Origin of the sequence: Streptomyces lienomycini (genome assembly GCF_027947595.1) — a bacterium.
Taxonomy (GTDB): Bacteria; Actinomycetota; Actinomycetes; order Streptomycetales; family Streptomycetaceae; genus Streptomyces; species Streptomyces lienomycini.
The window spans coordinates 104435-130404 of sequence record NZ_CP116257.1; the positions used below are offsets into that span (position 1 = coordinate 104435).

Below are 25970 nucleotides of genomic sequence, written 5' to 3' on the forward strand. Positions count from 1 at the left end.
TGCCCGGCTACGGGCGCCAGGTGGCCAGGATGCCCTCGTACAGCTCCTTGTCGGTCAGCTCCTTCGGGGTCTCGCCGGCCAGGAAGTGGGAGGCGTTGCCCGTCTTGAGCTTGCGGAGGTAGTCGAAGGCCTTGTTCTCCGGGTCACCGAAGGCGACGAAGGAGAAGTGGACGTTCGGGTGGTTCGCCGCCGCGTCGGTGAGGGACTGGGTGGCGGGGGTCTTGGCGTCGGGGGCGCCGTCGGTCTGGAAGACCACCAGGGCGGGGGTGCCGGGTTCCTCTTCCCTGGTGTGGTGGGCGAGGACTGCCTCGACGGCGGAGTGGTAGCTGGTGCGGCCCATGCGGCCGAGCGCCGCGTGCAGCTCGTCGATCCTGTTCTCGTGGTCGGTGAGGGCGAGGTCGCCGGTGCCGTCCACTTCCGTGGAGAAGAACGTGACGTGGACCGTGGCCTCGGGGTCGAGGTGCGCGGCGAGGGCGAGGGTCTGCTCGGCGAGGGCCTGGGCGGAGCCGTCCTTGTAGTACGGGCGCATGGAGGCGGAGCGGTCGAGGACGAGGTGGACCTTGGCGCGGGTGCCGGTGAGGTCGTGCTTCTTGAGGGCGGTGCCGGCTGCCTTGTAGGCGGTGGTGAGGGTGGGGGCCTGGGAGCGGAGTCGCGCCGCGGGGGTGGCGGGTTTGGGGGCGGGGGCCTCCGGCTGGAGGGTGGGGGACGCCTCGGCTTCGCCCTCGGCGTCCGTGTTCCCACCCGCACCACCCGTGCTGGTTGCGTTGTCGGGTGCGGGTGGCCCCTGTGGGGCGTCCTCGCCGTCGGCGGCCGCGGGTTCCGGGGTGGTGGCTGCCGGGGCGCCCGGGGCGTCCGGGGCCTCCGTCGGGTCGGGCTTCGGCTCAGTCTCCGGCTCCGGCTCCGCCTCGGCCTGCGGCTCCGCCTCGGCCTTGGCTTCGGGCTCCGGTTCCGGCTCGGCCTTGGGTTCCGGGCCCGGCTCGGGCTCTGCCTTGGCTTCAGGCTCCGCTTCGGCCTTGGCTTCAGGCTTCGGTTCCGGCTCGGGCTCTGCCTTGGCTTCAGGCTCCGGTTCCGGCTCCGCTTCGGCCTTGGCTTCAGGCTCCGGTTCCGGCTCGGGTTCCGCCTTGGCTTCCGGTGCCGGTTCCGGTTCGGGGGCTGCCTTGGGGGCCGGCTCGGGCTCGGAGGTCGCCTCCGGTTCCGGGGTCGGGTCGGAGGTCGCCTCCGGTTCCGGGGTCGGGGTCGGCTCGGTGGGCGGGGGCTCCGTCGGCTTCGGGACCGTGATGTTGGCGAAGGCGGCCTTGACCAGGTCGTGCTCGTCGGGGGTGGATTCCGAGCGGGGCTCGGGGATCTGGGAGGACTCCGGGCGGTCCGGGGTCTCGGCCGGCTCCGGGGATGCGGTGGGCTGGGACGGGAGCCTCGGCTCCGGCGCGGTGACCGGCGGTGCCGTCTCCTGCGTCGCACCCTCCGCCTGGGCGGTCCGTTCTTTGCGTGACCGGCCGAACGCGTTCCGCAGGAGAGTGAGAATGCCCATGTGCGCAACCCTTCGGGTGAGTTGATGCCGTCAATCCCTGGCCAGGACGGACACGTAAGGTTAGCGGTCCCGGCTTGTGATCTTGTGCAGGGTCTGACATGCGAGCGGCGCCGCGTCAAGGCCGGATCGAGACGTCGGCGTAATTCCCCCACCGCTTCCCCGGGTTCACCGTGCGTTCACCGCGACGCCCGGTCCCCGCACGGGTGTGCGCCTACGGTCGCGCTGACACCAGGGCATTCAGGGATTCTCAAGGGGAGAACACAGTGCGCAAGCTCCTGCCGTTGATCGGAACGCCGTCCGGTTCGCACCCCGGCGGCCGGTCCGCGATGACCTGCCGCTTCCGGTGCGGTGACGCCTGCTTCCACGAGGTGCCGAACACCAGCGGCAACGAGTACGTCGGTGACGTCATCGCCGGTGCGCTCAGCCGCCGTTCCATGATGCGGGCCGCCGCCGTCGTCACCGTCGCCGCGGCGGGTGCCGGGGCCGTGGGGGTGGCGGGGGCGCCGTCCGCGCAGGCCGCGCCCGCGGCGGGAGGGAAGGGGCACGGGAAGCCGTCCCGGGACCGGGCCGCGCGGGGGCTGCGGTTCACGCCGGTCGCGCCCAACACCGAGGACGCCGTGACCGTTCCGGAGGGGTACCGGCAGGACGTCGTCATCCGTTGGGGTGAACCCATTCTGCGCGGGGCGCCCGCCTTCGACCCGGAGAAGCAGAGCGCCGAGGCGCAGGCCGGGCAGTTCGGGTACAACAACGACTTCCTCGCGCTGCTGCCGCTGCGGGGCGAGCACGACCGCCAGCTCCTCGTCGCGAACCACGAGTACACCGACGAGGTGCTCATGTTCCGCGGCTACGACCCCGAGAACCCGACCCGCGAGCAGGTCGAGACCGCGTGGGCCGCGCACGGGCTGTCCGTCGTCGCCGTGCAGGAGGAGAAGAGGAGCGGGCGGCTCACGGCCGTGTCGCGGCACCGGCTGAACCGGCGGGTCACCGCCACCACCGAGTTCCGGCTGACCGGCCCGGCCGCCGGGTCCGACCTGGTGAGGACCTCCGCCGACCGCACCGGCCGCAAGGTGCTCGGCACCCTCAACAACTGTTCCGGCGGCACCACCCCGTGGGGCACCACGCTCCACGGCGAGGAGAACTTCAACCAGTACTTCGCCCACGCCTCCAGCGCCACCGACAAGCGGTACGGGATCGGGACCGGCGCCACCGAGCGCAAGTGGGAGCGGTTCGACCAGCGGTTCGACCTCGCCCAGGAGCCGAACGAGGTGCACCGGTTCGGGTACGTCGTCGAGCTGGACCCGTACGACCCCGAGTCCACGCCGCGCAAGCACACCGCGCTCGGCCGGTTCAAGCACGAGGCCGCGACCGTGCGGCTGACGCACGACGGGCGGCCGGTCGTCTACACCGGCGACGACGAGCGGTTCGACTACTTCTACAAGTTCGTCGGCAGCAAGCGGATGCGGCACGGCAACTCCCGCTGGGCGCGCGAGCACAACCTCTCCCTGCTCGACGAGGGGACGCTGTACGTCGCCAAGCTCGACGGCGACTCCCCGGACATCGAGATCGACGGGACGGGAACGCTGCCGCGCGACGGCGAGTTCGACGGCGGCGGCGAGTGGATTCCGCTGGTGACCGCCACGGAGCGCGGTGCCGTCTCGCACGTCGAGGGGATGAGCGCCGAGGAGGTGTGCGTCTTCACCCGGCTCGCCGGGGACAAGGTCGGCGCGACCAAGATGGACCGGCCCGAGGACATCGAGCCGTCGCCGGTCACCGGCAAGGTGTACGTCGCCCTCACCAACAACTCCAACCGGGGCAAGGCCGGTTACGCGGGCCCCGACGAGGCCAACCCGCGCAACTCCAACAAGCACGGCCACGTCCTGGAGCTGACCGAGCGCTGGAACCGGGCCGACGCCACCCGCTTCGGATGGTCGCTGTTCCTGGTCGCCGGTGACCCGGAGGACCCGGCGACGTACTTCGCGGGCTTCCCCAAGGACCGGGTCAGCCCGATCTCCTGCCCCGACAACGTCGCCTTCGACGACCACGGCAACCTGTGGATCTCCACCGACGGCAACGCGCTCGGCACCCACGACGGGCTGTTCGGCGTGGCGACCAAGGGCGACCGGCGCGGTGAGCTGAAGCAGTTCCTGACCGTGCCGACCGGCGCCGAGACCTGCGGTCCGCTCGTCCAGGACCGGCGCGTGCTGGTCGCGGTGCAGCACCCGGGCGAGGTCGACGGCGCCTCGGTGGAGCAGCCGGCCAGCACCTGGCCCGACGGGCCGGGGAAGATCGTGCGCCCGGCGGTCGTGGCGGTGTGGCGCGCGGACGGCCGGGACGTCGGCGTCTGAGCCGACGTGTGAGCCGACGTCTGGCTCGGCCGGGGAAGCAGGGGGGAGAGCGGTCAGCCGGCCGCCGCGTGCAGGGTCAGGTCGACGACCAGTGCGCGGTGGTCGGTGCCGGCCAGGTCCAGGAACCGGGCGTCGTGCGCGGCGAAGTCCTCGGACACCAGGACGTGGTCGATCTGCGTGCCGAACACGGGGAGGGTCCTCGCGGGCCAGCTGGGCGTGCGGTCCTCGCCCGCGAGCCGGGCCGCGTCGCGCAGCCCCGTGTCCAGGACGCGGCGGAAGGCGGCGTGGTCCTGGGAGGCGTTGAAGTCCCCGGCCAGGACGGTGGGCGCCCCGCGGTCCCCGGCGGCGGCGTCGCGCAGGGCGTCCAGCTCCGCGCGCCACAGGTCCACCTGGTCCGCGAGCGGCGGCATCGGGTGGGCGAGCCGGAGCCGTACGGCGTGGCCGCGCACGTCGGCGACGGCGGCGGGCATGCCCATGGTGCCCCGGACGCCGGGGGCGGGCCGGAGCGGGAAGGCGCTCAGGATGACGGAACCCTTGGACCCGGCGCCCTCGACGGCCTGCCGGTGGGGGTAGTCGGCGGCGAGGTCGCGCCGCAGCGCCGCGCCACACGTGGACTCGCACTCCTGTACGAACACGAGGTCGGGTTTCTCGCGTCGCACGGCGGCGATCAGCGCGTCGGTGCCCTGCCCGAACTCCACGTTCGAGGTCAGCACCCGCACCTCGGCGACGGGCGGCCCGGTGGGCTCACCGGTCTTGCCGTAGGGCTCGATGAACCACGCCAGCAGCCCGAGCAGCGCGACGCCCCACACGGCGCCGGTCCACCACCGGGCGAGGAGCGTCAGCAGCAGCCCGGCGCCGGTCGGGACCAGCAGCCAGGGCAGGAAGGCGAGGAGTTGCGGCACGGGGGTGATGCCGTCGGTGTCGGCGGCGCGGCAGCCGACGACCACGCTCACGCCGGTGAACAGCAGCCCCGCGCACCAGGCTCCGAAGCGGCGTCCGGCGCGGCGGGGCGCCCACCCGTCGTCGGCGTCCGCCCACGTGCCGGTCGCCGTGTCGGTCTCGGTGTCCACGTCCCGGCCCTCCGCTCGCGGTTGCGATGCCCGAATCTACGCCCGGCCGTGGAACTCCCGGACGACCTCGATGCGGCCCACGATGTGCCGGTTGAACTCCGCCAGTTCCTCCGCCGGGACCCACAGTTCCAGGATGGTCTCGCCGCCTGCCCGGCGTACGGGGTAGCGGGCCAGGAAGGCGGTGTCGGCCTCGAACCGGGTCACGTATCCCGAGCCGGACGCGGGGACGTTCCAGTCGCGGGCGATGCGGACGGCGTAGTCCTCGTCGAGGACCGGGTAGAAGATCGGCTGCTCGGGCAGGCGCGGCGGCCAGGCCGTCCAGCCGGAGGCCTCGACGAGGGCCAGCTCCTCGGGGCCGGTGGGCCGCCACAGGGTCGTCGTGCCGCTCTCGGTCCGCTGCTCGGTCATGGGCGGCGACGCTATCCGCCCGGGCGCGGTCCCCGCCAAGGGGTTTCAGCGGCCCGTGCGCGTCGGCCGGGGAGGGGCGGGGTCCGGAGGGGCGGGCTCCGGCGCGGGCTTCGCCGGGGACCGGCGGCGCGGTCGGTGTCCGTACCGGCCGGTGAGCCAGGCGGCCAGGGCGACCGTGAGGCCGAGGGCGACCAGGAGCCAGGAAGCCGTGCGCAGGGTCGCGGTGAGGGCGTCGTAGACGGCGCCCGCGGCCGGGCCGTCCACCGGGCCGGGGAGCCCGGCGACGGTGAGCCGGCGGCCGACCACGACGGCGACGACGAGCAGCGCCCCGCCGAGCGCGGTGCCGAGCCCCACGGCCGCGACGGCCCGGCGGCGGCAGGCGGCGACGGCGATGCCGGTGACCGCGAAGACCACGGCCGCCAGCGGCAGCCACAGGGCGGCGACGTCGAGCACGCGGAAGCCCTTCCTGAGCCGGTCCGCCTCCCGGGCCGGGAGCACGGTGACCGGGGTGGGCCGGACCGGGATGCGCCGGGCGAAGGGCACGTGGTCCGCGGCGAGGCGCTCCCGCACGCGCGCGGCGACGGGGGCCAGGTCGACGGTGATCGCCCGCCCGGCCGCCCCGTGGTCCCGCAGGGCGCGCAGCACGGCGCCGTGGACGGTGCGGTTGGCCGTGTCCCAGCCCTCGTGGAAGGCCTCGGTCCGGGTGAACGACCGGGCCGCGTCCCGCACGAAGAGGCGCACCCTGCCGTCGACGGGACCGGCCGCGACCTCGTCCACGACGCCGACGAATCCGGCGCCCAGCGTGTCCGCGACCGCGTCCCGTACGTCCGGGTCGTCGGCCAGCGGCGCCATCGCCGTGACGTACCGCCCGGTGTCGGCCGGCCCGTGCACGGCCCAGCCGGCCAGCGCGCCGCACGGGGCGAGCAGGCCGGCGAGGACGATCAGGCCGGCCGACAGGAGGTTGCGCAGGCGGGGGGACACCGTTCCAGGCAAACCCCCGCGCCCCCGCCGGGCGACCGGTGCGACTGCATATGGCCCCCCGGGACGATCCGGTCAGGTGGGGCGGGTGCGAGTCCGGGCGCGGGTGCGGGCGAGGGCGCGTTTGCGGGCCGCCCGGAGCTCCTCCGCGTCCTGGTGGGTGGAGTAGAAGTAGTACAGGCCGAGCGTCACCGCCGCCGCGAGCAGCAGGGACACGACGATGCAGGTGAACATGGCGACGCCGCTGCACGAGTACAGGAAGCCCAGCGCGCTGCCCGCGAACGCGCCCCACAGCACCGCGTGTCCCTCGCGCGGCAGCCGCTGGGCCACCGCGCGGACGGCGTACCAGAGGATGACGAACGCGAGCACCGTCATGAAGCCGAACAGCAGGTTCCAGCCGGTGATGGGGTCGCCGCGCCGGCGGACGGCCGCGGCCCAGTAGCCGTAGACCAGGCCGATCGCGAGGGGCATCGCCCACTTCGCCAGCAGGTGGGTCCGCCGGTCGAAGACGTCGGGCATCGTGGGACCCGACGGGGCCGTGCCGGTGCGGGCATCGGTGGGTGTTCCGCGTGTCGGTACCGCGTGAGCCATGGCAGCACTCCTCTCACCTCGCCCCGTCTACCAGGGCACACCTGGGCGGGCCGGCGGGCAAGTCGGGATGCGGGCCGCTGTGGCGCGTGTTTCGCTGGGGTCCGTGAGGGGTCGTGTCCGCAGGCCGGTGCGCGACCGGTGGCGTCCGCTCGGCCGGCTCGTCCACGCCGCCGGCCGGGGGGACGCCGTGTCCCGGCACGAACTCCTCAGCGTCCGCGGCCGCAGCGTCGCCTGGCTGTTCCCGCTGCTCCTGCTCGTCGGCATCACCGCGGGCGACATCGCCACGGGCGCGTTCGAGATCATCTCCTGGACCGTGCTCGTGCCCGGCGTCGCCGCCGCGATCTGCGGGGTGCGGGGCACGGCCGTCTTCGCCGTGCTGGCGCTCGTCGTCTACGTCATGGCCGACACCGTCTGGCAGCACCGCGACGAGACCGGGCTGCCCGGTCTGGTCCTGGTCACCCTCGGCGGGGCCATCGCCGTGGTCGCGGCCGCGTTCCGGGTCGGCGGCGAGCGGCGGATGCTGCACATGCGGGACATCGCCGACACCACCCGCCGCACCGTGCTGCGCCCGCTCCCGGTGGGGTTCGGCGGACTCGACCACGCCGCCGTCTACCTCTCCGCGGACGTCGAGGCCCGCGTCGGCGGCGACTTCTACGACATCCAGCCCGGCCCGCACGGCACCCGCGTCCTCGTCGGCGACGTGCAGGGCAAGGGGCTCGGCGCGGTGGAGACGGCCTCCGCGCTGCTCGGCACCTTCCGCGAGGCCGCCTACCACGAACCGGACCTCGCGACGGTCGCCGAGCGGCTGGAGATCCGCATGACGCGCCACCGCGCGCACACCGCGGGCCTCGGCCGGACCGACGGCGACCGGTTCGCCACCGCCGTGCTGATCGGGTTCTCGCCCGCCCTGCCCGACGCCGTGGAGGCGGTCGTCTTCGGACACGAACCCCCGCTGGCGGTCGGACCGGGCGGCGTGCGCCCGCTGCCGGTCGTGGCCGGGCTGCCGCTGGGCATGGCGGACCTCGCCCCCACCGCCCGGCCCGGGGAGCCCCCGCCGGTGCACCGGCTGCCGCTGGCCGCGGACGAGACGCTCCTGCTGGTCACCGACGGGGTGACCGAGGCCCGCGACGCCGCCGGGGTCTTCTACCGCCCCGCGGGCGACATCGCCCGTGCCGTCGCCGCGGACCCGGCGCTGGCGGCGCCCTCCCGGCTGGTGACGTTCGTACGGGACGGCACGCTGCGGCACTGCCGGGGGCGGGTGACCGACGACACCACGGTCTTCGCGGTACGCCGGCGGGAGGAGCCGGGCGGCTGAGTGCCCCGCTCGGCGGCCGCAGCGGCTACCGTGCTGGCGTACGTGATCGACAGGGGGAGGGGACATGCCCGGAACCGTGCTGCTGCTCGCGGCGTCGCCCGTGGGCCGGGGGTGCCTGGTGGACGCCGCCTCCGTGCTCCCCGTGCTCGCGGCCGTGCCGCCCGCCGTGCTCTCCGGCACGGACACGGCGAACGTCGTCGAACTCGCCGACCCGCTGGAGCCGCAGGCCGTCCTCACCCGGCTGCGGGCCGCGGCGGCGGCCCCGGGACCGCTGACCGTGTACGTCGCCGGGCAGCTCCAGCTGGACCGGCGCCAGCGCCTGCCGCACCTGGCGCTGGCCCGCACCACCCCGGCGACCGTCCGCTACACCGCCCTGCCCTGGCACTGGATCCGCGAGGAGCTGCGGCTGCGGCCGAGCGGTGCGACGACGCTGCTGCTCGACCTGCACGCCGACCACGACACCTGGCAGTGGCTGCGGACCCACCCGCTGGACTCCGGGCGCAACAACGCGGTCTACGGCCGTGTCGCGCCGCCGCCCTCGCGGTGGACGGTGGCCGCCCCGTCGTACATGCGGGGCGTCGCGACGATCCTGCGCAGCGGGCACCGGCCGCCGCCGGACCAGCTGCACCAGCAGGCGCTGGCCCGCGCCGCGGCCGACGACCCGGGCAGCGGCGCGGACCTGGTGCTGACGGCGCCGGGGCCGGCCGCGGGCGACCCGCACGCCGTCATCGCCGCCGCCGTGCAGGCCGGGCGGCACGGGGACGCCGACGCGCTCGCCGCCCGGCACGAGCGGGCCGCGGCCCACGCGCACGGCCCCGCCTCCGAGGACGCGCTGCACTGGACCGAGGTCCGGGCCGACCTGGCGATGTTCGCGGGCGACCCGGTGCGCAGCTGCCGGGCGTGGCTGACGGTGGCCGAGGCCCGGCTGGGCGCGGGCCAGCCCCGCAGGCGCCCGCCGTGGAGGCGGCCGTCGACCGGGCCCACCACCAGTGGGGCCGGGTGCGCGACACCGTCCCGGCCCGCGAACTGGGCGCGGCCCTCGCCGCGCTGCGCGGCCGTGTACCGGGACGCCGCGAGGGCGCCCTGGACCACGTCCAGCGGGAGCTGAGCCGCCTGCAGACCCCGGGCTGAGCCCGACCGGCTCCCGCTTCGCGCGTCCGGCCCGGGTGCGGCGCGGCCGGGCGGTGTCCGTCGCCCCCGCCCTCACGCCCCTCGGAGGGTCACCGCGGCCGGTTCGCCCTGGTCCGAGGCGCTCTCCCCGGCCGGTGCGGGGACGGGCGAGTCGGCCGCGTCCGTCGGGCCGGCGTTCCCGGCCAGCAGCAGGCAGGCCACGGCGGCGACGGCGGCGGCGAGGGCTCTGGCGTAGCGTTCGGCGGTGCGGGTGCGTACGGGCACGGTGTCCTCTGCGGATCCGGGGATTGTGTCAAGCACGGTTAAGCGTGCTTAATACGCGGTTTAACCTAGAGCTGTCCGAGCCGGACGGCAAGAGCCTCATGGGGAGTTGGCAGTGGGCGACCGTGACGACCGAAACGCCATCGGACGCCGGGTGCAGCGCCTGCGCGCCGAGCGCGGCATGACCCAGCGCCAGCTCGCGGAACCGGCGTACACGCCCGCCTACATCTCCACCCTGGAGGCGGGTCGCGTCCGCCCCTCCGACGAGGCGGTGCGGCACCTCGCCGAGCGGCTCGGCGTCGGCTACGAGGAGCTGGCCACGGGGCGTCCGGCCCGCCTCGCCACCGATCTGCGGCTCCGGCTCACCGAGGCGCGGCGCACCCTCGCCACCGAGGGCGCCGAACAGGCGGCCGGGCAGTACACCGTGCTGCTCGCCGAGGCCGAGGCGCACGAGCTGGCCGAGGAACGGGCCGCCGCGCTGCTCGGTCTCGGCGAGTGCGCCGTGGAGACCGGTGAGCTGGCCGCGGGCCGGCAGTACTTCGAGCGGGCCGAACAGTGCCTGGTCGAGGCCGACGCCCCGCTGCCCGCCCGCGTCCCCGCCGTGCGCGGCCGGGCCCTCGCCCACTACCTCGCCGGTGAACTGCGCTACGCCGTCTACCTCCTGGAGTCCACGCTCGACGAGCTGAACCGCGGCGGCCTGCACGACCCCGACGCGCTGCTGCTGCTCTACGCCAGCGCGATCGGCCCGTACATGGACATGGGCGCCCACGCGCGCGCCGCCCAGGCCGCCGAACTCGCCCTCTCCCTCGCGCCCAGCGCCGGCGACCCCGCCCTGGTGGCCCGCATGCACCGCTCCGTCGCCCGCACCCTGCTCGCCGAGGGCCGCCTCGCCGAGGCCGACGCCTCGCTCGCCAAGGCGGCCGAGCTGTACCGCACGCTGCAACTGCGGACCGAGCTGGCCAACTGCCACTGGATGCGCGGGTACGTCTGCGCCCAGAACGGCGAGCTTCCGCGCGCGGAGGCGGAGATGCGGGAGGCCCTCGGCATGCTCTCGGTCACCCGCGCCGCCCTCTACAGCAGCCAGGTCGCCGTCGAGCTGGCCGACGTCCTGCACCGGCGCGGCAAGTCCGAGGAGGCCGCCGAGCTGCTGCACGACGTCCTCGACGACCTCTCCTCCGAACGCGGCGCCGTGCACTCCGCGGGCGCGCACCGGCTGCTCGGCATCATCGCCGAGGACGCCCGGGACACCGAGGCCGCCGAGGAGCACTACGTCCGCGCGCTGAGCCTGCTGGAGCGGGCCGGCGCGGCCGGTGACCTGGCCGACCTGTGCCGGCTCCTCGGCGACCTGCTGCGCCGCACCGGCCGGGTGGAGGCGGCCCTGGACGCCTACCGCACCGGCCTCGGGCACCGCACCGCGCCCGGCACCACCACCCTGGGACCCGCCCCGGCGCAGCCGCCGCTGTAGGCCCCGCCCCGGGCCCGCGGCGCCCGCCCGCCCCGGTTTTCCGCGGGTGGGCAGGGGTAGTCGGCCCCCGGGCGCGCGAGTGAAGGAGGCGGTTCGGGTGCCGCCCAGTGACGAACCCCGGTGGCCGTCGGACGGCTCACGTGCCGCCGAGCACATCCTCGCCCGGGTACGCGGAGCGCCGCCGGGCGAGGTACCGGACCGGCTGTGCGCGACCGCGGTGCGCCTGCTGCCGGTGAACGGGGCGAGCGCGTCGCTGCGCGTCGAGGGCGTGCCGGTACGGCTGTGCGCCAGCGGTGACCGGGCGTCGTACCTGGCGGAGATCCAGGCCACGCTCGGGGCCGGCCCCTGCGTGAGTGCCGCCGAGTCGGGAGCCGCGGTGCTCGCCCGCGATCTGGCGTCCGGTGCGGACGCCGGCCGGTGGCCGGTCTTCGCCCAGCAGGCGACGGCGGTCGGCGTACGCGCGGTCTACGCGCTGCCGCTGGGCGAGGACACCGCCTGCCTGGGCACCCTCGACCTGTACCGCGACACCCCGGGCGGGCTGACCGGACCGCAGCTGCGCACGGCACGGCTCGTGGCCGGTGTCATGACGGTGGCCCTGATGGCGCTGCCGCGCGGGCACGGGACCTGGCTGGACGAGCTGGCCGGCGACCACGACGAGATCCACCGGGCTGTCGGCATGATCATGGCCCAGCTGCGGACCGGTCCCGGCGACGCCCTGGCCCGGCTGCGCGCCGACGCGTTCGCCCGCGACCGCACCGTCCACGAGGCCGCCCGCGAGGTGCTCGCCCACCGGCACCGCGTCGACGGCGACCGGTGGCCGGACGCCGACTGAAGCGCGTGCCCGTACGGTGCCCGCGCGGGTGCGGGCCCGTCCGGACCGCCGTCGGCGGCCGCCCAGCCGCGGCCCGGCCTGGGCGACGCCCTGGCCCGGCTGCGCGCCGACGCGTTCGCCCGCGACCGCACCGTCCACGAGGCCGCCCGCGAGGTACTCGCCCACCGGCACCGCTTCGACGGCGGTCACACCTGGGCCCGTCCCTGCCGCCGGGCCTGCGTCAGCCGGGCGGCCCCCGCCTCGACGGCCGCCCGGGTGGCGTCGTCGGCCGGTTCGCCGAGGGTGCCGTTGGTGAGGCTGAGCGCGTCGTCGCCGACGCGGACGGCGACGAGGTCCACGGTGAGGACCGCGTCGGCCGCCTCCCCGGCGTCCCCGGGGCCGGTCGCGGCGCCGCGTACCGTCACCCGCAGGCCCCGGCGGGCGTCCCCGCGTCCGGCGGCGTCACGGCGGCGACCCGTACGTCCCGGGTGGCGCCCCGCGCGGCCCGGGCCTCGAAGTGCCCGCACGTGCCCGGCAGCGTCCCGAGCCAGGCGAGCGTCCGGTCGATGTCGTCGGCGCGGTACGAGGTGATCCGGTAGTGCAGCTGGGCACCGCCGTCCGCGTCGTCCAGGGCCGCCGTGGCCCGGGGGGCGGTGGCGGCGTCGGTGCCGAAGAGGTCCTCGGTGTACAGGACATCCAGCAGCCGGCGGCAGTCGGGCCGCTCGGCGGTGGCCTTGAGCACCTCGTCCCGCCAGGTCGCGGCGCCCCGCGTCGGCTCCCACCCCTCCCCCAGGTCGCCCCCGGTGATCAGCGCAGCCCGCGCCTGTCCGGGGGTGAGCACCGGCGGCAGGGCGGCGGACGGGAGGGCGGCCGGGGAGCGGGCGGGCGGCGGCGCGGTGCCTACGGGCCGGTCGGCGTCCGTGTCCCGGCCGCCCGTGCCGGCACAGGCGGCCGCCGTCAGCGCCAGTACCGCCGAGAGCGCGGCGCCGAGCAGCGGGCGGGCGACGGGGGCGTGCTGCATCGGTGCCTCCTGGAGGGCCGGTGCGACCGGCGCCGTTCAGGATCGGTCACCCTCCCACGGCACCACCCTCCCCGCCCCGCCACCAGCGCGCGCGGCCGTCCGGGTGAGCGGCCCGGACGGCCGCGGGCGGAGCGGCTACAGCCCCAGCCACACCGTCGTGTCCGGGGCCAGGCGACCGCCCTCCAGCGGTGCGCTGCTCAGCAGCACCTCCCCGGCCGGCAGGTCGACCGGAGCGCCGGAGAGGTTGGTGACGCAGCGCCAGCCGTCCGAGCGGTCGAACCGCAGGACCCCGGCCGGGACGTCGTCCGACCAGGTCAGCGCCTCACCGTCGAGCAGCTTGCGGCGCAGGCGCAGCGCCGTGCGGTACAGCTCCAGGGTCGAGCCCGCCACACCGTCCTGGGCCTGGACGGCGTACGCCGCGAAGTCCGGCGGCTGCGGCAGCCACGCCGCGCCCGCGCCGAAGCCGTACGACGGTCCGTCCGTCGTCCACGGCAGCGGCACCCGGCAGCCGTCGCGGCCCTTGCGGACGTGACCGGTCTGCTCCCAGATCGGGTCCTGGAGCACTTCCGCGGGCAGGTCGGCCACCTCGGGCAGGCCCAGCTCCTCGCCCTGGTAGACGTACGCGGAGCCGGGCAGCGCCAGCATCAGCAGCGTCGCCGCGCGCGCCCTGCGCAGGCCGGCCGCCGCGTCGACGGCCGGTGCGTGGCCGCCGGACAGCAGCCAGGCGTCGGTGTCCGTGTCCGGCGGCAGGACCAGACGGGTGGCGTGGCGGACGACGTCGTGGTTGGAGAGCACCCAGGTCGCCGAGGCGCCGGCGGCACGCGCGTCGGCCAGTGAGCCGGTGATGACCTCGCGCAGCTCGGCCGCGTCCCAGCCGGCCTGGAGGTACTCGAAGTTGAAGGCCTGGCCCAGTTCGTCCGGGCGGGCGTACAGCGCGCGCCGGGCGCCCGGCACCCAGGCCTCGGCGACGGCCGTGCGGGGCGGGGTGTAGGTGTCGAAGATCTTGCGCCAGTCGCGGTACACCTCGTGGACGTCGTCGCGGTCGTAGAAGGGGTGGGTGCCCGGCGCGAAGTCCACGAGGGACGCCTCGCCGCTCAGTTCGGGGGCGCCGAGGTCGCGCAGCGGCTCGGAGAAGTCCTTGACCAGCGCGTGCGCCACGTCCACCCGGAAGCCGTCCACGCCCCGGTCCGACCAGAACCGCAGGGTGGTGCGGAAGTCGGCGCGGACCTGCTCGTTCTCCCAGTTCAGGTCGGGCTGTTCGGGGGTGAACAGGTGCAGGTACCACTGTCCGTCGGGGACCCGCTTCCAGGCGCTGCCGCCGAAGACGGACTGCCAGTCGGTGGGCGGCAGTTCCCCGTGCCCGCCCTGCCCGTCACGGAAGACGTAGCGGTCGCGGGCCGCCGACCCCGGGCCCGCCCTCAGGGCCTCCCGGAACCACGCGTGGCGGTGCGAGGTGTGGTTGGGGACCAGGTCGACGATCACCTTGAGGCCCAGCCGGTGGGCGCCGGCGGCCATCGCGTCGAAGTCGTCCAGGGTGCCCAGGCGCGGGTCGACGTCGCGGTAGTCGTCGACGTCGTAGCCGCCGTCGGCGAGTTCGGACGGGTAGAAGGGGCTGAGCCACAGGGCGTCGACGCCGAGGGCGGCCAGGTGGGGCAGGCGCTGGGTGACGCCGCGCAGGTCGCCGAGCCCGTCGCCGTCGGCGTCGGCGAAGCTGCGGGGATAGACCTGGTAGATGACGGCCTGCCGCCACCAGTCGGGGTCCTGGGACGACAGATCGGGTGTGCTGGTGGTGCTGCGTACGGTCACGCGGACTCCTTCGCGGTGCGTGCGGGCGACACGAGCGGATCTGCTGGGTCGGACATGGTCGGGTCGGATCCGTTAGGTCTGTCCAGATCACCCGAAAAGCGAACCCGTGCGCCCGCGACGCGCCGGTGCCTACGCCTCCGTGCGCTCGACCGCCCCCAGGTACAGCTCCACGTACCGGTGCACGTCCACGTCCAACGCCACGTCGATGAGCGGCTGTTCGCGCGTGCCCTCGTGCAGTTCGGACTCGCCGACGCGCCCGCGGCGGTCGACGAGGGTCTGGCCGCGGGCCGGGCCGGGCGCCAGGGAGACCTCGACGGGCAGCCGCCGCGTGGCCAGGCCCGCCGGGTCGATCACCGCGCAGACCGCGCCCGCGTCGCCGAGACCGCCGCCGGGGTCGGTCTCGTCGGTGGCCGGGCCGCGGTGGGCGAGCAGTTCGCCGGCGAGCCGGGTGCCGGGCTCGGCGCTCGCGCGCAGCCGCCGCACGTCCGCGCCGGGCACGATCACGCGTTCGAACACGTCCAGGCCGTACATCGTGATCGGCACCCCGGCCGTGAGCAGGATCGCGGCGGCCTCCGGGTCGTGCCACACGTTGAACTCGGCGACCGGAGTGGCGTTCCCGGTGGCCACCGCGCCGCCCATGAACACGATCCGCTCGATGTTGCCGGTGACCTCGGGGTGGGTGCGCAGCAGCAGCGCGATGTTGGTCGCCGGGGCGGTGGGGATCAGGGTGACCGGCCGGGGGGAGGCGAGGATCTCCCGGCGCAGCAGCGTCACCGCGTCCACGTCGGCGGGCGCGCGGGTGGGGGCGGGCAGCCCGAGGTCGCCCATGCCGTCGTCGCCGTGCACGTGCCGGGCGGTGCGCACGGCCTCGATCAACGGCCGCTCGGCGCCCCGGGCGACGGGGACGTCCGGGGCGCCGGCCCGCTCCAGGACGGTCAGCGTGTTCCGCACGACCCCCTCGACGTCCGTGTTCCCGGCCACGCAGGTGACCGCCCGCAGGTCGAGGCGCGGGTGCCGGACCGCCAGCAGCAGGGCCAGGGCGTCGTCGATGCCGGTGTCGCAGTCGATGATCACCGGGATGGGCTGCTGCGGTGCGGACGAGGTCGTCACGGCGGGGGCTCCTTGTGCTGCGTGGGGCGCCGGTGCGGGTGACCCTACGCGGGCCCGGCCCCCTCACCGCCGCTCGGGGCCACCGGTCCGGCCCGGCGGCCGGACCGGCGGGGTGCGTCGCGGGCTCAGGGCGACGCCCACAGCTCGGGGCCGCGGGCCCGGACCCGGTCGGTGATCCGTCGCAGCAGTGCGTCGCCGGACACGCGGCCCGGCCGGCGGCCGTCGCGCAGGCGCACGTCGACCAGGTCGCCGCCCTCCGCCTCCCGCGCGCCGATCACCGCCTGGTACGGCGCCCTGCGCGCCGCCCGGACCCGGGCGCCCAGGCTGCCGCGGTCCGGAGCGGCGACCTCGGCGCGCAGACCCCGGGCCACCGCCTGACGCACCAGGGCGTACGCCCGGTCCGCCTGCGCCTCGGCGACCGGCAGCACCACCAGCTGCACGGGGGCCAGCCACGCCGGGAACGCGCCGCCGTGCGCCTCGATCAGGTGGGCGACCGCGCGTTCCACGCTGCCGATGACGCTGCGGTGCACCATGACCGGGCGGTGCCCGGCGCCGTCGGGGCCGGTGTAGCGCAGGCCGAAGCGTTCGGGCTGGTGGAAGTCGATCTGGACGGTGGAGAGGGTGGACTCCCGTCCGGCGGCGTCCGCGATCTGCACGTCGATCTTGGGGCCGTAGAAGGCGGCCTCGCCCTCCACCGCCTCGTACGGCAGTCCGTCCAGGGCCTCGCGGAGCAGCGCGGTGGAGCGCCGCCACAGCTCCGGATCGGCGACGTACTTCCCGCCGGTCCCCGGCAGGGACAGGCGGTAGCGGGCGGCCCGGACGCCGAGGTCGGCGTGGGCGCGGCGGATGAGCCCGAGGGCGGCGCGGGCCTCGGCGGCGGCCTGGCCGGGCGCGCAGAAGACGTGGGCGTCGTTGAGGTGGACGGCCCGTACGCGGGTCAGTCCGCCGAGCACCCCGGAGGGCTCGGAGCGGTACATGGCGCCCAGCTCGGCGATCCGCAGCGGCAGCTCCCGGTAGCTGCGGGCGCGGGAGCGGTAGACGAGGGCGTGGTGGGGGCAGAGGCTGGGGCGCAGCACGACCTCCTCGGCGCCCAGCCGCATCGGCGGGAACATGTCGTCCCGGTAGTGCTCCCAGTGGCCCGAGATCTCGTACAGCTCGCGTTTGCCGAGGACGGGGGAGTGGACGTGCCGGTAGCCGGCCACGCGCTCCGCCTCGCGGACGTACTCCTCCAGGGTGTGCCGGAGGACCTCGCCGTCGGGCAGCCAGTACGGCAGGCCCGCGCCCATCAGCGGGTCGGTGCCGAACAGCGCCAGTTCGCGGCCGAGCCGCCGGTGGTCGTGGTCGGGCAGGTGGTGCCGGTCGCGTTCTCGCACAGCGGTCTCCTCGGAACGGTCCGCAGGACGGGCACCACGCGACGAAGCCCCGGGGCGCTCGCCCCGGGGCTTCGGACTTCTGGTCAGCAGTCAGCGCGCCGGGACGTTCCCCGGCGTCGTCATCGAGAACGGACGGGCGCGCTTCATGGGGGCGACGGTACGCGGGGCCGGACCGCGGACGCGAGCGGATTTCCGCCTCCGGCCCCGGACGGGCGGCTCAGACGTGTCCGGGCCCGCCGCTGCCGAAGGCACCGCTGGACCCCGGCAGCCAGCGGCGGCGCTTCTGGTCCTCACCGCGGCGGCTGCCCGAGTGGTGCAGCTCGTAGGGCATGAGGCGAGGGCTGCCGTCCTCGTGCAGCGGGATCTCGTCGGGTTCCCGCATCTCCCGTTCCTCGTGGACGGGGCCGGTGGCGGGGAGATGGGGCTGTTCGTCGGCGCGGGGGCGGGCGGGTTCCCGGTCCATGACACGCATGCCCGTGCGCACGGCCCAGATCAGCGCGCCGGCGATCACCAGCCCGATGACGAAGACCACCAACACTGTGAGGCCGCCGTCCAGGGGCGCGGCCAGCAGTACATACGTTGCCGTACTCATGTTCTGATTATGTACCCCCGAATGGGATAAAGCGCCTGATATGTCCGCCTGAAATGTCCCGGTGTGGGTCTCTGTGCAGGTCTCTGTGCCTGTTCCGGTGATTGAGGGGGGCCGGGGTCTGGTACCCGCCCCGCGACGCCGGTGGAAGGAGCGCCCCATGAACGCGCCGTTGACGGCGGACGCCCGGGAGCACGGCCTGGCCGGGGACGGCGCCGTGGACGACCGGCCGGCCCTGCAGGAACTGGTGGACGCGCTGGGCGACGCGACCGCCGCGGACGGGCGGCCGCGCACCGTGCGGGTGCCCGCCGGGCGGTACGTGGTCCGGGACCGGCCGGTGCTCTGGCGCAGCGGCGTCTCGCTGGTCGGCGCCGGACGCGGCGCGACCTGCTTCGAGCTCTCCAACCCCGGCGCCCCCACCCGGCCGGTGCCGCTGGCCTGGTTCACCACCGCGCAGCACGGCGCCGGACGCGACCACCGCATCGCCGACGTCACCTTCGCCCACTTCGAGATCGACGGCTCACGGGTGGTGACCGAGGAGTACGACGTCCTGGCCAAGGGGCTCGGTCTGCAGTACGTGCTGCGGGGACGTTTCAGCGACCTCTGGATCCACGACACCGCCGCGACCGGGTTCGGCTGCGACTTCCTCCAGGACACCGTGGTGGAGGGCGTACTGGCGGAGCGGTGCGGGCGGCAGGACCCCGGCGAGAAGATGGGCGGCGCCGGCATCGGGATCGGGGTCGGCGGGTGGGGGCCGGTCGAACGGCTGGCGGTGACCGACTGCACCGCGCGCGGCAACGGCACCAACGGCATCTTCCTCGAACTCCAGCAGGAGGACTGGGTCCCGCCCCGCGGCATCCGCGTCACCGCCTGCCACGCCGAGGACAACCGGTACGGCGTCTCCGACTGGGGCGCCGACGGCCTCCTGGTCACCGGTTGCACGATGCTCGGCAACCGCGTCGCCGGGTTCGACGTGTCGGCGCAGGGCACCACGCGCGTCGGCGGGCGCGGCGGCATCGTCACCGGGTGCGTGATCGACGGCAACGCGGGCGACGGGATCGCGGTCGGCAACACGCCCGGGCCGTACGGCTTCCGCGGCAACCGGGTGAGCAACAACGGCCGGTACGGCTACTGGGAGCACAACCTCTCCGGCGGCGACCAGGAGCCCGCCACGGACATCGTCCTGGAGTCCAACGACGTCCACGACAACGCCCTGGACGGCATCCGCGTCGACGCCCCGCTGCACGAGCCCGCGATCTTCGGCAACCGCGTCCGCGACAACGGCCGCCGCGCCGCTGCGGCGACGCGGGGCGGCGGCGAGGGCGTCCACTGCGGGCCGCTGACCCTGACCGACGAGCGGGCCGACTGGCTCCCGGGCGGCCACCGGGGCAAGGAACTGACGGTCGGCGGCCCCGCCGCGGAGGCCCCGCCCGGGGGCACCACCGACAGCGGCGCCGGAAGCACCACCGGCACCGGCCGTACGACCGACCACGACGGCGACCACGACGGCACCCGCACCGCCGAGGTCACCGCCGTGGTGACCGACAACACCGCCACCGAGCTGACCCTCGCTCCCGTGCGCCCCGGAGCCGACACCGCCTGGCCCGGCGGCACCCCCGGGGCGGGCACCGCCTACCGCCTGCCGGACTCCCCGGCCCCGCGTGCCGGTCTCACCGCGGCCGCCGCCGTGACCCACCCGTACGTCCACGGCAACCGCGTCCGCGACGACGGGCACCCCCGCACCCAGATCCACGCCGTGTGGATCGCCGACGAGGCCACCTGGTCCGGCGGCCGGGTCTCCGGCAACGACTTCGGCGGCAACGCCTCGGCGTCGACCCGCTTCGACTCGGCGCCCAGCGGCGGGCGCTGGCGGGACAACGCGGGCTGACGGGGCGGGCCCGCCCCGTCAGGGCGCGCGCAGGGCGTCCACCACGATGCGGGCCGCGGTGCCGATCACCGCGTCCGCCGCCGGGAGCACCGCCGCGGTGTGGGCGGTGCGGGTGAAGACGGCCACGGCGTAGCGGCCGCCGTCGGGGTACTCGACGACGCCGACCTCGTTGCGCAGGGTCGGCAGGCTGCCGGTCTTGCCGGCCACGTGGACGTCGTCGAAGGGGAAACCCGAGGCCAGGCGGTGCGGCCACACCTGGAGGCCCATGATCCGGCGCATCGCGGCGCCGTACTCGGGCGGGCAGGCCTCGTCGCGCCACAGGGCGGTGAGCAGGCGGGTCATGTCCCGGGGGGTGCTGCGGTTGGTGCGGGCCGGGTCCAGGGCGCGCAGCCGGGTGATGACGTGCGGGTCGGTCAGTGCCCGGGCACCGTCGGGCCCGGCGTCCTCGCGCATGGTGCCCAGCATCTCGCCGAAGCCGTACACCGCCCGCGTCCGGGTGAGGCCGAGCCGGGCCGCGGTGCGGTTGACGGCGTCCAGGCCGACCCGGCGCAGCAGCAGGTCGGCGGCGGTGTTGTCGCTGACGGACATCATCAGGAACGCGGCGTCGCGCAGGGACAGCCGGACCGGGTCGAGCATGGCCGCGAGCCCCGTCGGCCCCGGGGTGCGTCCGGCGGGCGGGCAGTCCACCTGCTCGGTGAGGTCGAGCGCCCCGGCCGCCGCCAGTTCGTGCAGCGTCACGAGGACACACACCTTGTGGACACTGGCCGTGCACACCGGCTGGTCCGCCCCCGACCCGACCTGCGCCCCCGAGTCGATGTCCACGCCGTGCACCCAGCCGGTGACCCCCGCGTCGGCGAAGGCGGCGTCCAGCCGGGCGACGGTGGCGGTGTCGGTCATGACCAGGCCTCCGGTGCCGGGCGGGTACGGGGGCCCACCGGGCGGGTCGGCGGCCGGGGGGCCACTGGCCGTCCCGCAGCCCTGTGGTGGGTCGCGGCTGGGTGGCCGGTGGTGGGCGCGGTCGGCCGGGGCGCCGGTGGCGGGGCGGGGACGGCGGTGTCGGTCATGACCGGACCTCCGGCGCCGGGCGGGTACGGGGGCCCACCAGGCGGGCCGGCGGCCGGGGGCCCACTGGCCGTCCCGGAGCCCTGTGAGGTGGCGCGGTCGGCCGGGGCGCCCGGGGTGGGGCGGGGGCGTTGGGGGCGGTCATAGCCAGTACTCCGATGCCGGGCGAAGGTGCAGTGGCCGGGAGGGGGTCTCGGAGTGGGCGCCGGCCGTGGTGCGCAGGGCGTGGGTGGCCGCGTCCGCGAAGGCGCCGACGGCGGCGTCGCCGCGGCCCTTGGGCCAGGCCGCGGAGTGCCGCCAGGCGGGCGCGGCCCCGGCCAGCGGGCGCCAGACCAGGTCCTGGTCGCCGGGGGTCACGAGCCGGGTGTCGCGGGGGCCGAGGGCGACGGCCCCGGAGGACAGGACCAGTCCGCGGACGAAACTCGCGCCCTGCCCGTGCCGTACGGCGGCGGGCGTGTAGCCGCCCCGGGCGCAGGCGGTGAGCAGGTCGTCGTAGACCGCGGGGGCGTCGGCGCGCGGGAAGAGGACCAGGTCGTAGCCGGTGAGGGCGGCGAGCGGCACCTGAGCCAGCTCCGTCTGCGGGGCGCCGCGCGGCAGCAGGACGCCGAGGTCGCGGCGGAGCACCGGGCCCAGTTCCAGGCCGGTGACGTCGCACGGGTGGTGGATGAGGCCGACGTCCAGCTCGTGCGCGGCGAACCCGGCGAGCTGCTGGGCGGTGGTCAGTTCGTGCAGCTCCAGTTCGAGACCGGCGTGCCGGTGCCGGAAGTCGGCCAGCAGCGCGGCGACGGTCTCGCCGGAGATGTCGGGGGACAGGGCGGCGCGCAGCAGGCCGCTCTCGCCGTCCCGGATGCGGCGCGCGGCGGTCCGCAGCGACTCGGCGCGGGCCAGCAGCTCACGTGCCTCGGTGAGCAGCAGGGTGCCCGCCTCGGTGATCGTCACCTGCCGGCTGGTGCGCTCGAACAGCCGGACGCCCAGCTCCTGCTCCAGGCGCCGGATGCGCTGCGACAGGGGCGGCTGGGCCATGCCGAGCCGGGCCGCGGCACGCCCGAAGTGTGACTCTTCTGCAACAGCCACGAAGCACTCCAGGTGCCGCACCAGGTCCACGACCAGTAATCATATCGGGGATTGATCGATCCGACATCCATATCGGTCTTGGACAGGGACTCGACGGGGTTGCTCTCCTCGGGGCATGCGCTCCTTCCGCGACCTCGCGCTCCGCGCCCGCCGGTGGCCCGGCGCGTTCGCTCTCGCCCTCGTACTCCCCCTGGCCGGCTGCGCCACCGACTCCGGCGGACCGGACGCGGCGCCACCGGCGAGCGGCCCGTCCGGCAGCGGCCCCGGAACCGTCTCCACAACCCCCTCCGCGACCGGTGCGCCCACCTCGGCGCCCGGGGTCCGCGGGCAGCTCCGGGTGGACGGTGACGTCCGCCAGTACCTCCTGCACCGGCCCGCCGCCGACGACGGCCCGCGGCCCCTCGTCGTCGCCTTCCACGGCCGCGGCGCCGACGCCGCCGAGCTGCGCGCGAAGACCCGGCTGGAGAAGGCAGCCGCCGCGCGCGGCATGCTCGTCGCCTTCCCCGAGGGGCTCGGCCGCGGCTGGGGCGCGGGCACCCGGGCGACGGAGCAGCGCCCGGACCCCGGCCTGGACGTGCGGTTCACCGAGGCGCTGATCGAGCACCTGGTCCGCACCGAGCGGGCCGACCCCGAGCGGGTGTACGCCGCCGGGTTCTCCAACGGCGGCTCGATGGCCCTGCGCGTGGCCGCCGAACGCCCCGGCCTGCTGGCGGGCGCGGCCTCCGTCTCCGGCCAACTGGCCACGGGGGACGCCGCGGTGGAGCCCACCGGCCCGGTACCCGTCATGGTCGTCTACGGCGCCGACGACCCCGTCAGGCCCCTCGCCGGCCTGCCCTCCCCGCCGCCGGACCCCGAGGAGCCGATCCTGCCGACCCGGTCGGCGCGGGACAGCGCGGCCGCGTTCGCGGCGGCGGGAGGCGCGGGCGAGCCGGTCACCCGGGAGGAGAAGGGCTACGACCGGACGGTGTGGCGGCTCGGCGCCGACGCCCCGGACGGCGACCGGCCCCACGGCACCGTGCGACTCCTCGTCGTCCACGACGCCGGCCACACCTGGCCGGGTTCGACCGTGCCGCCGCCCGACGGGTTCGGCCCGGTCAGCAAGGCCCTGGACGCCACCGACACGATCCTCGACTTCTTCGCCGACCCCGACCCCGCCCCCGGCCCCGGCCGCTGACCGACAAGGACCTCCTCCATGTCCGACTCCCCCCACCCCACCTCTCGCCGCCGCCGCGGGCCCCGCAACGGGGTGCGGGCCGTCGCCGCCGTGGGCGTCGTCCTCGCGATCGCCGCGGGCGGCTCGTACGCCGCCGGGTTTGGCCCCTTCGCACGCGGCGACGACGGACCCGACCCCGCCGCGGTGGAAGAGGCGCGCGCCTTCCTCGCCGACTGGGCCGCCGGGCGGCTGCCGAGCGCGGCCGACCGCACCACCGAGCCCGGCAAGGCGCGGGAGGTGCTGCAGAGCTTCACCGCGGGCCTCGACATCGAGAAGCCGGAGCTGACCGCGGCGGACGGCAGGGCGAAGGGCGCCGAGGACGGCACCCTCGGCGTCCCCTTCACCGCCAGGATGCCGGTCACCGGCCTGGGCACCTGGACGTACGAGTCGGAGCTGCCGCTGCGCGAGCAGGAGGACGGCGGCTGGAAGGTGGACTGGCGGCTGTCCCTGGTGCACCCTCGGCTCAGCGACACGGAGAAGTTCCGCCTGGAGCGCGAGGAGACCACCCCGCCGAAGGTCACGGACCGCGCGGGCACCTCCCTCGTGGGCGCCGACTACCCGTCGCTGGCCCCGCTCCTGGGACGGCTCGCCGGTGACGCGGGCGGCGGCGGTCCGCGCGGCGCGGTCGAACTGGTCGACCGGACCAGCGGCGAGACCGTGCGCACCGAGGCGTCCTTCGGCAGGAAGCCCGACCCGGGGGCGGCGGACCGGCCCGTACGCACCACCCTGGACGCCACCTGGCAGTCGGCCGCCGAGAAGGCCCTCACCGAGGCCGACGGCAAGAACGCGGCCCTCGTCGCCCTGCGCGTCGACAACGGCGAGGTCCTCGCCCTCGCCAACTCCCCCTCCTCCGGCTTCAACCGCGCCGCCTCCGGCACCTACGCGCCCGGCTCCACCTGGAAGATCGTCACCAGCGGCGCCCTGCTGCTCAAGGGCGCGGTCGCGCCCGACGACGTCGTGGACTGCCCCAAGTACCTGACGGTCGGCAAGGAGTTCCACAACGTCGAGACCTCCGAACACCCCGGCGCCACCTTCCGCAAGGACTTCACCGAGTCCTGCAACACCGCCTTCATCGGCCTGCGCGGCAAGCTCGACGACGGGGAGCTGGGCAAGGTCGCCCGCACCTACTTCGGGGTCGGCCAGGAGTGGCACGTCGGCATCCCGACGTACGACGGGTCCGTGCCCGGTCCCAAGGACGAGACGGAGAAGGCCGCGTCGATGATCGGGCAGGGCCGGGTCCAGGCGAACCCCCTGATCATGGCGTCGGTGACGGCCACCGCGGTGTCCGGCGAGTTCCACCAGCCGTCCGTCACCGCGGGCAACGAGGACGCCACGCGCACCGAGCCGCTCCCCGGCGAGGTCGTCACGCGGCTGCGCGAGCTGATGCGGGCCACCGTCACCGACGGCACCGCGCGCGTCCTGGCCGACCTGCCCGGTGAGGTCGGCGCCAAGACCGGCACCGCCGAGGTCTCCGACGACCAGGACAACAACGGCTGGCTCGTCGCCCACCGCGGCAACGTGGCCGTCGCCGTGGTCGTCGAGGAGGGCGTCACCGGCGGCGGATCGGCCGGACCGGTCGTGCACAGCCTGCTGTCGGCCGTACCGGAGGACGCGGACCCGTCCTGAGGCCGGGCGGCCCCCGGCCCCGGGTCAGCCGAGGCGCACCGGGAGTTCCACCAGGCCCCGCAGCAGGGTGCTGGTCCGCCAGGTGAGCGTCGCCGGGTCGGCGGCGAGGGCGAGCGTGGGGTTCCGTTCGAGGAGCAGCCGTACGGCGACGGCGGCCTCGACGCGGGCCAGCGGGGCGCCGAGGCAGTGGTGCGGGCCGTGGCCGAAACCGAGGTGGCCCCGCGTGCGGCGGCCGATGTCGAAGCGGTCGGGGTCCGGGAAGTGCTCCGGGTCGCGGGAGGCGGCGGCCAGCGAGACGAGCACCGCCTCGCCCGCCGCGATCGCGGTGCCCGCCAGCTCCAGCGGCTCGGCGGCGAAGCGGAACGCGGAGGCGTGGACGGGGGAGTTGTACCGCAGCGACTCCTCGACCGCGGCCTCGACCAGCTCCGGTTCGGCGCGCAGCCGGGCGAGCTGGTCGGGGTGGGTGAGGAGGCTGTGGACGGTGGCGGAGATCAGGTTGACGGTCGTCTCGTGCCCGGCGACCAGGATGAGAAAGGCCATGCCGAGCAGTTCCTCGGCGGTGAGTTCGCCGCCGTCCGCCGCGGCGACCAGGTCGGCGAGCAGCGTGTCGTCCGGGGTGCGCCGCTTGTCGCCGGTCAGGTCGGTGAGGTAGCCGGTCAGGGCGGCGGCCGCCGACGCCGCCGCCTCCGGCGAGGTGGGCATGACCAGCTCGTTCGACCAGGTGTGGAAGCCCTCGCGGTCGGCCTCCGGAACGCCGAGCAGCTCGCAGATCACCGTGACAGGCAGCGGCAGCGCGTACCGGCCGACCAGATCGGCGGTGCCCCGCGGCGGCAGCGCGTCCAGCAGGTCGCCCGCGAGGCGCTCGACGCGGGGGCGCAGGGCGGCGATCCGGCCCGGCGTGAAGTGTCCGGCGACCAGCCGGCGCAGCCGGGTGTGCTGCGGCGGATCGCTCTGGAGCATGTGGTGGCCGATGGCGTGCCCGCCGTCGCTCTCCCAGGACGCGGAGTGCCGGATGTCGTTGCGCAGCCGCGAGTCGGTGAGCGCGGTGCGCGCCGCGTCGCGGGTGACGACCAGCAGGCTCTCCCCGCTGCCCGGCACGAGCACCCGGTGCGCGGCACCCTCGGCCCGCGGGGCGGCCGGTTCCTCGAAGGCGGGCGCGGTCATGGGACCTCCTGGGGAGAGAACCTGGGGAGCCAAGCCAAACGGGGATGACTCCCCGTTTCCGTTGCCGACGATAGCATCGGCGCCGGGACCACGGGGAGCACTCCCCGGTTCGCCCGGCCCGCAGGACGAGACCCGGAGGAC

General features: G+C 75.8%; 22 protein-coding genes and 1 pseudogene. 8 read left to right on the forward strand and 15 right to left on the reverse strand.

What is annotated here, in order from left to right; all coding sequences use genetic code 11:
* Positions 1 to 7 precede the first annotated feature (7 nt).
* On the reverse strand, positions 8 to 1528 hold the full coding sequence (locus BJ961_RS00490; RefSeq protein ID WP_271319359.1) for a VWA domain-containing protein: 1521 nt from the start codon (positions 1526 to 1528) through the stop codon (positions 8 to 10).
* 263 nt (positions 1529 to 1791) lie between these two features.
* On the opposite strand from BJ961_RS00490, the gene BJ961_RS00495 reads away from it, so the two are divergent.
* Positions 1792 to 3873 (forward strand): PhoX family protein, encoded by a 2082-nt coding sequence (locus BJ961_RS00495; RefSeq protein WP_271319360.1) that lies wholly within the window; start codon positions 1792 to 1794, stop codon positions 3871 to 3873.
* A 53-nt stretch (positions 3874 to 3926) separates the two neighbouring features.
* Here BJ961_RS00495 and BJ961_RS00500 read toward each other — a convergent pair whose 3' ends face one another.
* From BJ961_RS00500 to BJ961_RS00515, 4 genes are all read right to left on the reverse strand, one after another.
* Positions 3927 to 4943 carry an endonuclease/exonuclease/phosphatase family protein gene (locus BJ961_RS00500; RefSeq protein WP_271319361.1) on the reverse strand — a complete coding sequence of 339 codons (1017 nt, stop codon included), beginning with the start codon at positions 4941 to 4943 and terminating at the stop codon, positions 3927 to 3929.
* Between the two features lie 36 nt (positions 4944 to 4979).
* On the reverse strand, positions 4980 to 5351 hold the full coding sequence (locus BJ961_RS00505) for an ADP-ribosylation/crystallin J1 (protein WP_271319362.1): 372 nt from the start codon (positions 5349 to 5351) through the stop codon (positions 4980 to 4982).
* A 45-nt stretch (positions 5352 to 5396) separates the two neighbouring features.
* Positions 5397 to 6332, reverse strand: a complete 936-nt coding sequence (locus tag BJ961_RS00510; RefSeq protein WP_271319363.1) for a hypothetical protein — start codon at positions 6330 to 6332, stop codon at positions 5397 to 5399.
* Positions 6333 to 6404: 72 nt separating this feature from the next.
* A complete protein-coding gene (locus BJ961_RS00515) occupies positions 6405 to 6920 on the reverse strand; it encodes a hypothetical protein (protein ID WP_271319364.1) in 516 nt (171 codons plus the stop codon).
* A 67-nt stretch (positions 6921 to 6987) separates the two neighbouring features.
* Here BJ961_RS00515 and BJ961_RS00520 point away from each other — a divergent pair, with 67 nt between their 5' ends.
* Together BJ961_RS00520 and BJ961_RS00525 are read left to right on the forward strand one after the other, a co-directional pair.
* The gene (locus BJ961_RS00520; protein WP_271416928.1) at positions 6988 to 8235 is read left to right on the forward strand and encodes a PP2C family protein-serine/threonine phosphatase; all 1248 of its coding nucleotides are present in this window, start codon (positions 6988 to 6990) and stop codon (positions 8233 to 8235) included.
* Positions 8236 to 8299: 64 nt separating this feature from the next.
* A pseudogene (locus tag BJ961_RS00525) lies at positions 8300 to 9366 on the forward strand (hypothetical protein).
* Positions 9367 to 9438: 72 nt separating this feature from the next.
* Here the strand turns inward: BJ961_RS00525 and BJ961_RS00530 are convergent.
* Positions 9439 to 9630, reverse strand: coding sequence for a hypothetical protein (locus BJ961_RS00530; protein ID WP_271319365.1), 192 nt, complete (start codon positions 9628 to 9630; stop codon positions 9439 to 9441).
* Positions 9631 to 9742: 112 nt separating this feature from the next.
* Between BJ961_RS00530 and BJ961_RS00535 the strand changes: the two genes are divergently transcribed.
* Entirely contained in the window at positions 9743 to 11092 is a 1350-nt protein-coding gene (locus BJ961_RS00535; protein ID WP_271319366.1) for a helix-turn-helix domain-containing protein, read from the forward strand.
* Positions 11093 to 11189: 97 nt separating this feature from the next.
* A complete protein-coding gene (locus BJ961_RS00540; RefSeq protein ID WP_271319367.1) occupies positions 11190 to 11924 on the forward strand; it encodes a GAF and ANTAR domain-containing protein in 735 nt (244 codons plus the stop codon).
* A gap of 185 nt (positions 11925 to 12109) precedes the next feature.
* Here the strand turns inward: BJ961_RS00540 and BJ961_RS35940 are convergent, their stop codons facing one another.
* The 6 genes from BJ961_RS35940 to BJ961_RS00565 all read right to left on the reverse strand — a co-directional run bounded on the left by BJ961_RS35940 (position 12110) and on the right by BJ961_RS00565 (position 17805).
* Positions 12110 to 12328, reverse strand: coding sequence for a hypothetical protein (locus BJ961_RS35940; RefSeq protein ID WP_333782069.1), 219 nt, complete (start codon positions 12326 to 12328; stop codon positions 12110 to 12112).
* Positions 12325 to 12924 (reverse strand): hypothetical protein, encoded by a 600-nt coding sequence (locus tag BJ961_RS00545; protein WP_333782070.1) that lies wholly within the window; start codon positions 12922 to 12924, stop codon positions 12325 to 12327. Before BJ961_RS00545 ends, BJ961_RS35940 begins: the two co-directional genes overlap by 4 nt.
* A gap of 135 nt (positions 12925 to 13059) precedes the next feature.
* Complete coding sequence (locus BJ961_RS00550; RefSeq protein ID WP_271319368.1) at positions 13060 to 14730, reverse strand: glycoside hydrolase family 13 protein; 1671 nt, start codon at positions 14728 to 14730, stop codon at positions 13060 to 13062.
* 129 nt (positions 14731 to 14859) lie between these two features.
* Positions 14860 to 15840 carry a nucleoside hydrolase gene (locus tag BJ961_RS00555; RefSeq protein WP_271319369.1) on the reverse strand — a complete coding sequence of 327 codons (981 nt, stop codon included), beginning with the start codon at positions 15838 to 15840 and terminating at the stop codon, positions 14860 to 14862.
* Positions 15841 to 15965: 125 nt separating this feature from the next.
* Positions 15966 to 17213: a threonine--tRNA ligase gene (gene thrS, locus BJ961_RS00560; RefSeq protein WP_271319370.1), complete on the reverse strand. Its 1248-nt coding sequence runs from the start codon at positions 17211 to 17213 to the stop codon at positions 15966 to 15968.
* A 217-nt stretch (positions 17214 to 17430) separates the two neighbouring features.
* The gene (locus tag BJ961_RS00565) at positions 17431 to 17805 is read right to left on the reverse strand and encodes a DUF6479 family protein (RefSeq protein WP_271319371.1); all 375 of its coding nucleotides are present in this window, start codon (positions 17803 to 17805) and stop codon (positions 17431 to 17433) included.
* 157 nt (positions 17806 to 17962) lie between these two features.
* On the opposite strand from BJ961_RS00565, the gene BJ961_RS00570 reads away from it, so the two are divergent.
* The gene (locus BJ961_RS00570) at positions 17963 to 19690 is read left to right on the forward strand and encodes a right-handed parallel beta-helix repeat-containing protein (protein WP_271319372.1); all 1728 of its coding nucleotides are present in this window, start codon (positions 17963 to 17965) and stop codon (positions 19688 to 19690) included.
* An 18-nt stretch (positions 19691 to 19708) separates the two neighbouring features.
* On the opposite strand, the gene BJ961_RS00575 is transcribed toward BJ961_RS00570, so the two are convergent.
* Together BJ961_RS00575 and BJ961_RS00580 are read right to left on the reverse strand one after the other, a co-directional pair.
* Positions 19709 to 20587 carry a serine hydrolase gene (locus BJ961_RS00575; protein ID WP_271319373.1) on the reverse strand — a complete coding sequence of 293 codons (879 nt, stop codon included), beginning with the start codon at positions 20585 to 20587 and terminating at the stop codon, positions 19709 to 19711.
* Positions 20588 to 20893: 306 nt separating this feature from the next.
* Positions 20894 to 21826 (reverse strand): LysR family transcriptional regulator, encoded by a 933-nt coding sequence (locus tag BJ961_RS00580; protein ID WP_271319374.1) that lies wholly within the window; start codon positions 21824 to 21826, stop codon positions 20894 to 20896.
* 115 nt (positions 21827 to 21941) lie between these two features.
* Here BJ961_RS00580 and BJ961_RS00585 point away from each other — a divergent pair, with 115 nt between their 5' ends.
* Both BJ961_RS00585 and BJ961_RS00590 read left to right on the forward strand, forming a co-directional pair.
* On the forward strand, positions 21942 to 23000 hold the full coding sequence (locus BJ961_RS00585) for an alpha/beta hydrolase family esterase (protein WP_271319375.1): 1059 nt from the start codon (positions 21942 to 21944) through the stop codon (positions 22998 to 23000).
* 18 nt (positions 23001 to 23018) lie between these two features.
* Positions 23019 to 24665, forward strand: coding sequence for a penicillin-binding transpeptidase domain-containing protein (locus BJ961_RS00590; RefSeq protein WP_271319376.1), 1647 nt, complete (start codon positions 23019 to 23021; stop codon positions 24663 to 24665).
* 24 nt (positions 24666 to 24689) lie between these two features.
* Here BJ961_RS00590 and BJ961_RS00595 read toward each other — a convergent pair whose 3' ends face one another.
* On the reverse strand, positions 24690 to 25829 hold the full coding sequence (locus tag BJ961_RS00595; protein ID WP_271319377.1) for a cytochrome P450 family protein: 1140 nt from the start codon (positions 25827 to 25829) through the stop codon (positions 24690 to 24692).
* Positions 25830 to 25970: the final 141 nt, after the last annotated feature.

Excerpts from the sequence above, each read along its gene's own strand:
- BJ961_RS00490 (WP_271319359.1), bottom strand. The coding sequence starts at position 1,528 with ATGGGCATTCTCACTCTCCTGCGGAACGCGTTCGGCCGGTCACGCAAA.
- BJ961_RS00505 (WP_271319362.1), bottom strand. The coding sequence starts at position 5,351 with ATGACCGAGCAGCGGACCGAGAGCGGCACGACGACCCTGTGGCGGCCC.
- BJ961_RS00515 (WP_271319364.1), bottom strand. The coding sequence starts at position 6,920 with ATGGCTCACGCGGTACCGACACGCGGAACACCCACCGATGCCCGCACC.
- BJ961_RS00520 (WP_271416928.1), top strand. The coding sequence starts at position 6,988 with ATGCGGGCCGCTGTGGCGCGTGTTTCGCTGGGGTCCGTGAGGGGTCGT.
- BJ961_RS00545 (WP_333782070.1), bottom strand. The coding sequence starts at position 12,924 with ATGCAGCACGCCCCCGTCGCCCGCCCGCTGCTCGGCGCCGCGCTCTCG.
- BJ961_RS00565 (WP_271319371.1), bottom strand. The coding sequence starts at position 17,805 with ATGAGTACGGCAACGTATGTACTGCTGGCCGCGCCCCTGGACGGCGGC.
- BJ961_RS00570 (WP_271319372.1), top strand. The coding sequence starts at position 17,963 with ATGAACGCGCCGTTGACGGCGGACGCCCGGGAGCACGGCCTGGCCGGG.
- BJ961_RS00575 (WP_271319373.1), bottom strand. The coding sequence starts at position 20,587 with ATGACCGACACCGCCACCGTCGCCCGGCTGGACGCCGCCTTCGCCGAC.
- BJ961_RS00585 (WP_271319375.1), top strand. The coding sequence starts at position 21,942 with ATGCGCTCCTTCCGCGACCTCGCGCTCCGCGCCCGCCGGTGGCCCGGC.
- BJ961_RS00590 (WP_271319376.1), top strand. The coding sequence starts at position 23,019 with ATGTCCGACTCCCCCCACCCCACCTCTCGCCGCCGCCGCGGGCCCCGC.
- BJ961_RS00595 (WP_271319377.1), bottom strand. The coding sequence starts at position 25,829 with ATGACCGCGCCCGCCTTCGAGGAACCGGCCGCCCCGCGGGCCGAGGGT.